This window comes from Halolactibacillus halophilus, assembly GCF_900115605.1.
GTDB lineage: Bacteria > Bacillota > Bacilli > Bacillales > Amphibacillaceae > Halolactibacillus > Halolactibacillus halophilus.
Map to the genome: position 1 here is coordinate 32,697 of NZ_FOXC01000009.1, position 11,358 is coordinate 44,054.

Here is an 11,358-nt window from a genome sequence, read left to right on the forward strand (position 1 = left end):
TGTCACATCCGTTTCTTTATTACTGTACCACTTTAGCGTGATAAAGTATTGATAGTGTTACTAATTTAACATTATTTATTAAGCTGGTCAACATTTTTTTCTTTTCAAATTGTTCAGTTAATTATATCATAAAGGAAAGAGGGAGGTTTTTAAATGCCTATTTTAGGAGATTATCATATTCATACCCCGTTTTGCCCCCATGGTACGACGGATACGTTGGCAGCATACGCAGAAAAAGCCATTCAGTTAGGTTTAAAAGAAATCAGTTTCACCGAACATGCCCCACTCCCTGAAGGGTTTGTTGACCCTACCCCAGATAAAGATAGTGGGATGAGGCGCGAACAAGTCGATGCTTATATTAAAGCCATTCAAAAAGTAAGAGAGATGTATAAAAATGACCTGAAAATTCGAGTAGGGTTTGAAGTTGATTACATTGAAGGATTTGAACAAGCAACGACTGATTTTCTTAATACGTACGGTGACGAAATTGAAGATGCGATTTTATCGGTGCATATGCTAAAGGATAATACAGACACTTTCCACTGTCTAGATTTTAGTCAAGCTGCTTTCGGTGACTTAGTAACGGCCTTAGGCTCAGTAGAAAACGTGTACCGGGCCTACTTTCACACTGTTGAGAAATCTGTTCGTAGTGATTTAGGCCACTTTAAACCCATACGAATCGGGCATATGACACTTGTTGAGAAGTTTAAACGGGTTTATCCTTATCAGTATTCTAAGGTGATGATGAAGCAAATTGACCAGTTACTCACGCTGATCAAGACAAAAGGCTATCAACTAGATGTGAATACAGCCGGATTATTTAAACCAGATTGTCAAACCGTTTATCCGAATCCAGTCGTGTTACAACGGGCAAAAGAGAACGGGATCCCTTTAAAAATCGGCTCGGATGCTCATCAAGCAACTGATGTTGGTCGTGAATTTCAAATCGCGCTGATTGACTGAGGTGTGAAGAGAAAAGAAAACAACCGAGAATGACGTTTGTCGTTCTCGGTTGTTTTCTATTTGACGTTCTGCTTTATAGCAGCGAACGCTTAACGTCGTTATTTCTCTTCTTTAAACGGCGCTTCATATAGCGTTTCTTTATAGACGTTTACGACGTCCCCAACTTGATCGGTATCAAGTACAAACGAGCCGTTACTATAGCGATCACTAAGTGACAAGGCCATTGGATGATGTAGACTACGGTCTCCACTTGTTGTTTCAAGGACAATTTGCTCCAGGCTACTGCATTCTAAGAAACCAACCACACGATGGGGTTTCCCTTTTAATTCACGTAACATAATTTGCCCGCGGTTTGCCCGTTTGGCTGTTTCAAAAAGTGATAGTGCCATTCGCTTCATCGCACCGCGTTGGGTCACTAATGTGAAGAAGGTATCATCATCTTCTCCACTCATCACCAGCCCACTAACGACATGCTCATCTTGTTTGAGTTGAATCGCTTTAACGCCAGCTGCGCGCTGTCCGACGGGAGAAATTTCTGCTTCACTGTAGTGAAGACCATAACCTCTATTGGAGACAACGAAAACATCTTGGAGACCGTTAGAGCGGTAAACACTGATGACTTCATCACCTTTTTTGAGTCCGGTAGCGATCAGGGGTTTAGAATAGCGACTGGCCTCATATAATTTTAATTCAGAGCGTTTAACCATGCCGTTCTTCGTAAAGAAGATCAAATATTCCGTGGTATTAAAATCTCGCATAGGCATCGCTTCAATAATTTTTTCTCCTTGGTCTAAGCCAACTAAGTGCGATGCATGCTGAGCAAGGTCTTTCCAACGAATATCAGGGAGGGTATGAACCGGTGCATAAATGTATCTCCCGCGATTGGTAAACATCAGCATTGTATCGGTCGTATTCACTTCATAAAGACCAACTAACCGGTCTTCTTCCTTCATTGCTAAATCTTCACCATTTGAGGCTTGATATGACCTTAGACTGGTTCGTTTAATGTAACCATCATGTGTCACCGACACTAACACATCTTCACTTGCGATCATAACTTCAAGGTTAATTTTAAGCTCTTCAACTTCTTGTTCGATCGTCGTTAACCTAACCGTGTTAAAACGTTTCTTTAAGTCTTTCAAATCTTTTTTGATGACATTATCTAATGTTTTGTTATCGGTAACGATTTTTTCTAATCGCGTCATTTCTTTTGTTAACGTGTCAAGCTCTTGCTGAAGAGCCGTAATATCGGTATTCGTCAAACGGTAAAGTTGTAAATTAACAATGGCCTCTGCTTGCTCTTCAGTAAATTGATACGCTTCTTTTATCCGGGTTTTAGCATCTTTTTTATCTTTACTTTGACGGATTTTTTGAATTAATTCATCAAGTACTGAAATAGCTTTAATTAACCCTTCAACGATATGATGGCGAGTTTTAGCTTTATTTAAATCAAATGTTGCCGCTCGTCTAATCACATGGCGTTGGTGCTTAATATAAGCCTCTAACATGTCAACTAACGACATAAGTTTTGGTGTTTTATCAACAATCGCGACCATATTAAAATTATAGGTAATTTGTAAATCTGTATTTTTATAAAAGAAATTTAAAATCCCGATACTGTCAGCGTCTTTTTTCAGTTCAATGACAATCCGCATACCTGTCCGGTCCGTTTCGTCACGAATTTCAGCGACGCCTTCAACTTTGCGGTCAAGCTTTAACTCGTCCATTCGTTTCACAAGGCTTGCTTTATTGACTTCATAAGGAATTTCTGTGATAACAATTTGTTCTCGCTTACTGCGTAATGTTTCAATTTCACAGCGACCTCTAACAACAACCTTACCCTTACCAGTGCGGTAAGCTTGTTTAATGCCATCTGCCCCTTGAATAATCCCACCGGTTGGAAAGTCTGGTCCAGGAATGAGTTCAATCAGTTCATCTATCGTCACATCTGGTGCATCAATTTTCTTAATGACAGCATCAATGACCTCATTTAAGTTATGAGGCGGAATATCGGTTGCATACCCTGCTGAAATACCCGTTGAACCGTTGACGAGTAAATTAGGGAACCGTGCTGGTAAGACCACTGGTTCATGATTGGTATCATCAAAGTTTGGAATAAATCCCACCGTCTCTTTGTCGATATCACGCAGTAATTCGCTCGCAATGGGTGCCAGACGTGCTTCAGTATAACGCATTGCTGCCGGTGGATCCCCGTCAACACTCCCATTGTTACCATGCATTTCTACAAGCACATTGCGGACTTTCCAGTCTTGTGATAAACGAACCATCGCCTCATAGACAGAGCTATCTCCGTGCGGGTGATAGTTACCAATCACAGTACCAACAGTCTTGGCAGATTTCCGAAAGCCTTTCTCATGCGTATTTCCTTCCTTATGCATCGCATAAAGAATCCGGCGTTGAACCGGTTTTAACCCATCCCGTGCATCAGGTAAGGCACGGTCTTGTATAATATATTTACTGTAGCGACCAAATCGATCGCCAATCACTTCTTCTAGTGGTAAATCTAAATATTGCTCACGTTGTGACAAAGTTCTTCCTCCTTAACTCGATCCTTACTTATGATTCGGTATGAATATTCTCATTCTCAATAATATTTGTCTCTTCATCTAATCCAAATTGGACGTGTGATTCAATCCATTTCCGACGAGGCGCAACTTTATCACCCATAAGCGTCGTTACCCGGCGCTCAGCGCGAGCCAAGTCATCTATCGTCACGCGAATCAAGGTACGAGACTCAGGATTCATTGTCGTCTCCCAAAGCTGATCCGCATTCATCTCACCTAAACCTTTATAACGCTGCAAGATGTAACCGGATTTCAGCTCTTTAATCGCTTCCTTCATCTCTTCGTCACTCCACGCATAACGAATCGTTTCTTTCTTTCCTTTACCTTTTGAAATCTTGTATAACGGCGGTAAAGCGATATATATTTTACCCGCATCGATAAGTGGACGCATGTAACGATAGAAAAACGTTAACAATAAGACTTGAATATGTGCACCATCCGTATCAGCATCGGTCATAATGATCACTTTATCATACTGGGCATCATCTACATCAAAATCAGCGCCAACCCCGGCTCCAATGGTGTGAATAATCGTAGAGATTTCTTCATTTTTAAAGACATCTTCAAGTTTTGTCTTTTCGGTATTAACGACTTTTCCTCGTAAGGGTAATACGGCTTGGAATTTCCGGTCACGTCCTTGTTTGGCTGACCCACCAGCCGAGTCTCCCTCAACGAGATATAACTCATTCTTTTTAGGATTGCGTGACTGCGCTGGGGTTAATTTACCACTCAGTAAAGCATCCTTTCGTTTTTTCTTTTTCCCCGTTCGGGCGTCATCACGAGCCCGACGAGCAGCTTCTCTTGCTTCTTTTGCACGAATCGCTTTTTTTAATAATGATTGAGCCAATTCAGAATTTTCCTCTAAGAAATAACTCAGTTGTTCAGTAATAACGGTATCAACAGCGGTGCGAGCTTCACTCGTTCCGAGTTTCCCTTTTGTTTGACCTTCAAACTGAAGTTTCTCTTCTGGAATTCTAACACTTACGACACTTGTAAAACCTTCACGGATATCACTGCCATCAAGATTTTTATCTTTATCTTTCAACAATTTGATTTTACGGGCGTATTCGTTAAAGACACGCGTCACACCAGCTTTCGCTCCGGCTTCATGCGTCCCACCGTCTCTTGTGCGCACATTATTAACAAAACTTAAAATACTTTCTGTATAACCATCATTGAATTGAAAACTAAAGTCGACTTCAATGCCATTATGTTCACCTTCAAAAGCAACCACGTCATTTAAGACATCTTTATCTTCATTTAAATAGGTAACAAAGGCTTTTAATCCTTCAGGATATACATACTCTTCGGTCACATCATGTCGTTTGTCAATGAGAGTAATGTTAATGCCTTTTAATAGAAAGGCAGATTCTCTTAAGCGTTCGGATAAAATTTCAAACTGAAATGTTGTGGTCGAAAAGATTGTTGGATCTGGCTTAAAATGAATCGCCGTTCCCGTTTGTTTCGTCTTACCAATCTCAGTTAAGTCGCCATCAGACTTGCCACCATTAGAAAAGGACTGTCGCATAATTTTACCATCACGTTTAATCGTGACCGTTAAATGTTCAGATAAGGCATTGACAACAGATGCCCCCACACCGTGGAGACCACCTGCTGTTTTATATCCCCCTTGGCCAAACTTACCGCCAGCATGTAAGACAGTTAAAATGACTTCTGGTGTAGACTTCCCTGATTTATGCATACCAATTGGCATCCCACGCGCTTCATCGGTCACGGTAATGCTATTATCTGCTTCTATTGTGACAGAAATTTTTTCACCATATCCCGCCAGGGCCTCATCGACAGCATTGTCGACAATCTCATAAACAAGATGATGCAATCCACGGGCATCGGTAGAACCAATATACATCCCAGGTCTTTTTCTAACGGCTTCTAAGCCTTCTAATACTTGAATTGAATCATCGGTATAATTATTTGTTCGTGTCAACGTTCTTTTCCCCTTCCAAGTGATTGCCAGAAGGCGATCACATAACGAACTGTTGTTTCTAATAAGCTCATAAAGTATAGCATGACTGTTTTGAAAAAGACAAGCGTCCCTTTAATTCATCACTTCATAATACTTTACTTTAATACACGTATTCATAATAAGTTTCACTTGGTTATGATAACGCTTAAAAACGTCTTCGTCGTAAATGCCGAGCTGAGCCCAGACAACCGGCGCTTTAATCGCGATCGCTTCTGTCACAATATCTTCTAGAAAAATAGCTTTTCTAAAAACATTGACAATGTCAACTGGCTCATGAATGTCTGAAAGTGATGGAACACTCTTCTCACCAAGCACTTCGTCAATGGTTGGGTTGACAGGAATAATTTTATATCCTTGCTGCTGCATTAATTTACTAATTTGATATGACGTACGGTGGGGCTTATTCGATAATCCAACGACAGCAATCGTTTTACTGTCTGTTAATAGACGCTTAAATGTTTTGTTTGATGTTTGTTCATTGTACATATCATCACCTCTTGTGTGTAATTGATTACCTTTAAGGTATATCTTTTCTTTAGTTTAAGCCTTTTTAAAGCATTTGGTCAAATCATTGTGTCAGATCAAATTAAATTGACCCGCTTTTTTGTCCGCACTTGACGCACACTTCTGCTCGTGCCTTTAATTTTATCATTAGCACCTGGTCTTAAAATACTTTCACTTAAATTAAAATCATGTTACAATAAAGCGATGAATCTGTATGAAATGAGGAACTTGAGATGCTCTATTACGTATTATTTATTATTTTAGCTTATTTACTTGGCTCAATCCCGTCCGGATTGATTGTTGGAAAAGCCTTTTACCAAACCGATATCAGAGAACATGGCAGCGGGAACCTTGGCGGGACGAATACCTTCCGTGTCTTAGGAAAAAAAGCCGGTATTGCTGTTACGGTGAGTGATGTCCTTAAAGGAACCTTAAGTATCGCTATTCCCTTTTATTTTAGTCCCATCGAAGTAAATTTACTTGTCATTGGTGTTTTCTGTGTCATTGGTCACATGTACCCGCTCTTTGCCGGATTTAAAGGTGGCAAAGCAGTCGCTACCTCAGGCGGTCTCGTCTTAGGACTAAGTCCATTACTATTTTTCATTATTCTTGCAACCTTTTTTGTATTACTGTATATCACTAAGTATGTATCATTATCGTCGATTGTCACCAGTTTTGTCGCCGTGATTACAGCGCTGATCATGTCACGATTCGATTTACTCATTTTAACGTCGGTGTTGTTGACATTTATCATCTATCGTCACATTCCCAACATTAAACGTCTCATGAATAAGACAGAACCTAAAATTACTTGGATGTAACAGCGATGCGCACGTTTATACGTGCGCTTTTTTGTCGCCTTTCTCCTCACAAATAAAGAAACTTAAGTTAAATAGATTGAAACTCATCTAGACTCTTAGTATACTCTTTAAATAAGAAAGAGAACCGAAAGGGGATGCACGACCTATGACCCAATATAAAAAACATCTACCAGAAAAACAAGAACGCCACCGGTTATTTGGTTCCGTTTCACCTGGAAAACGGACAAAACCCACCGAAAAAGACGCGATGGCGGACCTTCAAAATACGCAAAATGATTTTCTGTTTCACATAGATGCCGTCGGGATTACGAATGTGACCCATCCGATGACAATCCATGGTGAAATCGAGCCGCACACCCAAACATCAGTCGCTAAATTTACTATGACGTCGTCAATTGTCCAACAAAGTAAAGGAACAAATATGTCACGATTTACTGAACAATTAGAAGCGTACTATCAAAAGCAGCGCTTAACGACGAACTTAAAGGATTTAAAGGCTTTTACGAAAGAGTTAAGTACACGACTCAAAACAACTGATGCGACGATTGATATAACCGTGCCTTACTTTTATCAACAACGCGGGCCACATTCACAGCTACAGGGGTTGAATCATGTCGATCTGACAATCAAAGTCACGTATGATACGTCTTCTGGCTTTACCGTTCACGTTGGCTTAGCGGCAACAATTACAACGCTATGCCCGTGTTCAAAAGAAATTAGTGAGTATAGTGCGCACAATCAACGTGGTATTGTCTCAATTACTACCGAACTTGATCCTTTATTTGATGAAACAACAAGTGACTGGAAAAAGTGGTTGTTAGAGATGGCGGAATCTAATGCGAGTGCAAAAATTCACCCCGTATTAAAACGAACAGATGAAAAAGTGGTCACCGAACACGCTTATGAAAATCCTCGGTTCGTTGAAGATATGGTGCGCTTAGTGAGCGCAGATCTGTATGAACGAGAGGACGTCGTTGCCTTTAAGGTGACGTGTCGTAATGAAGAATCGATTCATTTACACGATGCTATCGCATCGATCACTTATGATAAGCGAGTGGAAAACCGATGATGAAAAAAATCTTGTTGTCTCTGATTCGCTTTTACCGTAAATATATTAGTCCAACAAAACCACCCAGTTGTCGGTTCCAACCAACATGTTCGAGTTATGGTTTAGAAGCAATTGAACGATATGGTGCCTTAAAAGGTGGGTACATGACAATTAAACGAGTATTAAAGTGTCATCCTTTTCACCCTGGCGGTTTTGATCCTGTCCCATTAAAGGATGAAGAAAAAAATATGAATCATAATCAATCTGATCAATCATAGGGCAACTAAGGGATAGTTGATTATGATTCAATCGATGAACTAAAAAAACAAGCAGCTAAAGGATATATCCTTTGCCTGCTTGTTTTTGGTTTATAAATTAAATCGTTTAATGTGATCCATGTAGCCTTCCTGTTCAAGTATCGCTTTTTGAAAAGGTGGAAACAGATCAAAATGAGGATAATCCTCTTTATAATCAATCCAATTAGGGTGTAAGTTATATTTCTCCCCCCACTGCTTTAATTTAACTAAGTCGCTTGAACCAACTTTCGTTACCGAAGTAGCCTCTTTAAACCGACTGTCTTGCCAGTAATGGGTCAAAAAAGCAATATCGCCACGCGTAACCTGTTGCTGCCATTGTTTCAGTTCTTCACGTGTAATCCCAAAAGCCATATTTATGCCATCGCCTCTAAATAAGCCGCGTGCCAATCGGGAAACCGGCGTCTAACTGAAATTGGACGGAAACTATCTTGTTTGACAATCACATGGTCACTGAAGCCCGTCACTAATAACTCGTCGCTCTGATTGGTAACGTCATAACCATAACGCGTTCTGAGACCATCATAACTTTCGACCCACGTTGTGACATAACACGGCTCACCGTATTTAGCTGGTCGTTTATAATCCGCTTCTATATGGGTGACCGGTGACACAACCCCTTCTTTTTCCATATCATGATAATTAAAACCTAGTGCTTCCACAAAAGCTGTTCGACCAATTTCAAACCAGACTAAATAGTTCGCATGGTAGACAACCCCCATTTGATCAGTTTCTTGATAACGCACATTAATTTTCTCAGTTACTTTTTTCACTCATCAGCACTCCCTTTTACTTGTTCCCATGCATTTTTAAAGTCCTGAATAGATAAGTCGGTGAAGGTTTCAGTAAGTTCATCTGCTTCAGCTAGCCGTAAGGCCTGAAATTGAATGGCTTCTTCGACAAGATTCACGACAAAACGTGCATTACCTGCCACGACTTGTTTTGAAAACTGCTCAAGTAAGTATTCTTTTACCCCGTTATCCACTTGATAATGATAACGACCAATATGGAAACAAGCGATATCAAGTAATTCTTCGCCGGAATAATCTTGGAACTCAAAATATTTTTTAAATCGAGAACTTAAGCCTGGATTACTATCAATAAAGCGTTTCATATCTTGTTTATATCCAGCTAAAATAACGACGAGGTTTTCATTATGCTTTGTCATTTCATCTACAAGTGTATCAATCGCTTCTTTACCAAAATCATTTTCTCCGCGGTAAAGACTATAAGCTTCATCAATAAACAAGACCCCACCGAGCGCCTCGCGGATTTTATTTTTTGTTTTAATAGCCGTTTGGCCGACATAACCTGCGACAAGATCACTTCTGGAAGCCATAATAAAATGACCACGCTTTAATAGCCCCCGCTCTTTTAGTAGTTTGGAATAAATTTTAGCAACTGTTGTTTTCCCTGTTCCAGGGTTTCCAGAGAATACTGCATGAAGTTGAATCGGTACCGATGGAAGGCCTTGGTCTTTTCTTGTCTGTTGAATTTTCACAAACGATGACAGTTTCTTCACTTCATCTTTGACATTGGACAGCCCGATTAAGTTTTCTAATTGTTCCATCGGATTACTGTCGTCTTGATCGTCATCCATGACAGCTAAATCTTTCGACTCAATATGCATATGATCAAGCCAATCATCTTGGTCATCAACCGAGATTGAAGCGCCTTTTTTGAAAATAGCCTTCATTACTAAATCACGGACAGTTCGGGCGTTCCCAAACGAATCATCCACTTTAGCACGTTCAATTAAGCCATAAAAACTATTAAGTGCTGTTTCAGTAAAGAAGTAATCATTCTGTAAAGCAACTTCTTCTGCGATTTCTAATAATTCACTGATTTTAAAGTCAGGTAGTTGGATAAAATTTTGTTCTGGGAACCGGCTCCGAAGACCCGGGTTTGCCCATAAAAATTGTCGCATTTCTTCCGGATAACCAGCTAAAATAACCGCAAATTTACCAGCATACTCTCCACTTGTCATCGCTGAAACGAGCGTGTCAATAACCGCTTGCCCGTAATCACTGCCGCTTTGGTCTTGACGGTGTAAACTGTAAGCCTCATCAATAAATAATACACCACCAACCGCTTCTCGAATATACGCCATCGTATTTTCTTCGCTCTGACCGACAAAGGACCCGACTAAATGCGAGCGATTCACTTCAATGACTTTTTTTGATTCGAGCAAACCAAGTTCATGGTAAATTTCCGCAAGTAACCTCGCAATCGTTGTTTTACCCGTCCCAGGATTCCCAGTAATAATCATATGCAGACCTGGTTCATCGATCATTTGAAAGCCAATCGATTTTCGGTCTTGTTGATACTTTAAATAGTGATAATACTGGCGCATATAACGCTTCACATGTTCCAAACCAACCATTGATTCAAGTTTCTCTAGCGGTGATTGTTTTACTTCAGAATTAAAGATTGACGGGAAGGCTTCATTAAAATCTTCTATCAGTTGAACAATATTTCGCACTGAGTGATTAATTTTACTCGTCTGAACACCGGTTCTCCGGTTCTCAATGAGATCTATTCCATCATCTAAATCAGCTTCTAATTCGACAAGCGCTTCTTTTAATTCTTTAAAGATATGATACAGCGGGTGGCTTTTACTACTTGAATAAATTGATACATGCCGGGTAAGCTCAAAGAACCGATTAATTTCTTCTTTTAGTTCTGTCATTTTTTTCGATTTCAACTGGTCAAAATCCGTTTCGCGCATCGAAAAGTCAGTAAGGTCTAACGTCTTAATATCCTGAAACACACGATAAAACTGTCTGATTTGAGCGAGCGTTTCAATCATTGGAAAGTCAGCATCATATTCTTTCGCGAGATCTAGTAATTTATCTGATAAGTGATCAACGTCATGATGACGCATTAAACGATGATAGACGAGCATCGTATGTAAGGCACTCACAGCTGTATCCGATAACTTTTCTGGTTCAGCTCGGTATTGATCAATCGCACGCAAACAGTCAATCTCTCGATAGGGCGGTGATTGATTAATATCCGTCCAATTTAGTAAGGTTGCTTCATTTATTTTTGAAAATATTAAATGGTTTGTCATTCTCTCTCATCCCCTCATCATCTCTGTCATTAGTTTAACATAATTTTAATAATTTGATGACTT

The 11,358-nt window shown here is 39.9% G+C and carries 10 protein-coding genes; 4 read left to right on the top strand and 6 right to left on the bottom strand.

What is annotated here, in order from left to right; genetic code table 11:
* Window positions 1-153: 153 nt before the first annotated feature.
* Window positions 154-963 carry a histidinol-phosphatase HisJ gene (hisJ, locus tag BM098_RS04905; RefSeq protein WP_307725232.1) on the top strand — a complete coding sequence of 270 codons (810 nt, stop codon included), beginning with the start codon at window positions 154-156 and terminating at the stop codon, window positions 961-963.
* Between the two features lie 98 nt (window positions 964-1,061).
* Here hisJ and parC read toward each other — a convergent pair whose 3' ends face one another.
* From parC to BM098_RS04920, 3 genes are all read right to left on the bottom strand, one after another.
* Entirely contained in the window at window positions 1,062-3,512 is a 2,451-nt protein-coding gene (gene parC / locus BM098_RS04910; protein ID WP_089831019.1) for a DNA topoisomerase IV subunit A, read from the bottom strand.
* A 28-nt stretch (window positions 3,513-3,540) separates the two neighbouring features.
* Window positions 3,541-5,496 (bottom strand): DNA topoisomerase IV subunit B, encoded by a 1,956-nt coding sequence (parE, locus tag BM098_RS04915; protein WP_089831021.1) that lies wholly within the window; start codon window positions 5,494-5,496, stop codon window positions 3,541-3,543.
* A gap of 111 nt (window positions 5,497-5,607) precedes the next feature.
* A complete protein-coding gene (locus tag BM098_RS04920) occupies window positions 5,608-6,021 on the bottom strand; it encodes a CoA-binding protein (protein WP_089831022.1) in 414 nt (137 codons plus the stop codon).
* A 251-nt stretch (window positions 6,022-6,272) separates the two neighbouring features.
* Here BM098_RS04920 and plsY point away from each other — a divergent pair, with 251 nt between their 5' ends.
* The 3 genes from plsY (at window position 6,273) to yidD (ending at window position 8,186) form a co-directional block, all read left to right on the top strand.
* A complete protein-coding gene (plsY, locus tag BM098_RS04925) occupies window positions 6,273-6,860 on the top strand; it encodes a glycerol-3-phosphate 1-O-acyltransferase PlsY (RefSeq protein ID WP_089831024.1) in 588 nt (195 codons plus the stop codon).
* A gap of 145 nt (window positions 6,861-7,005) precedes the next feature.
* A complete protein-coding gene (gene folE2, locus BM098_RS04930; protein WP_089831026.1) occupies window positions 7,006-7,929 on the top strand; it encodes a GTP cyclohydrolase FolE2 in 924 nt (307 codons plus the stop codon).
* Complete coding sequence (gene yidD / locus BM098_RS04935) at window positions 7,929-8,186, top strand: membrane protein insertion efficiency factor YidD (RefSeq protein WP_089831093.1); 258 nt, start codon at window positions 7,929-7,931, stop codon at window positions 8,184-8,186. Before folE2 ends, yidD begins: the two co-directional genes overlap by 1 nt.
* Window positions 8,187-8,276: 90 nt before the next feature.
* Here the strand turns inward: yidD and BM098_RS04940 are convergent, their stop codons facing one another.
* The 3 genes from BM098_RS04940 to BM098_RS04950 are packed head-to-tail and all read right to left on the bottom strand — an operon-like array spanning window position 8,277 to window position 11,295.
* Window positions 8,277-8,576, bottom strand: a complete 300-nt coding sequence (locus BM098_RS04940; protein ID WP_089831028.1) for a hypothetical protein — start codon at window positions 8,574-8,576, stop codon at window positions 8,277-8,279.
* A 2-nt stretch (window positions 8,577-8,578) separates the two neighbouring features.
* Window positions 8,579-8,995 (bottom strand): acyl-CoA thioesterase, encoded by a 417-nt coding sequence (locus BM098_RS04945; RefSeq protein WP_089831030.1) that lies wholly within the window; start codon window positions 8,993-8,995, stop codon window positions 8,579-8,581.
* A complete protein-coding gene (locus BM098_RS04950; RefSeq protein WP_089831032.1) occupies window positions 8,992-11,295 on the bottom strand; it encodes an AAA family ATPase in 2,304 nt (767 codons plus the stop codon). The genes BM098_RS04945 and BM098_RS04950 overlap by 4 nt, the downstream gene beginning before the upstream one ends.
* Between the last annotated feature and the right edge of the window lie 63 nt (window positions 11,296-11,358).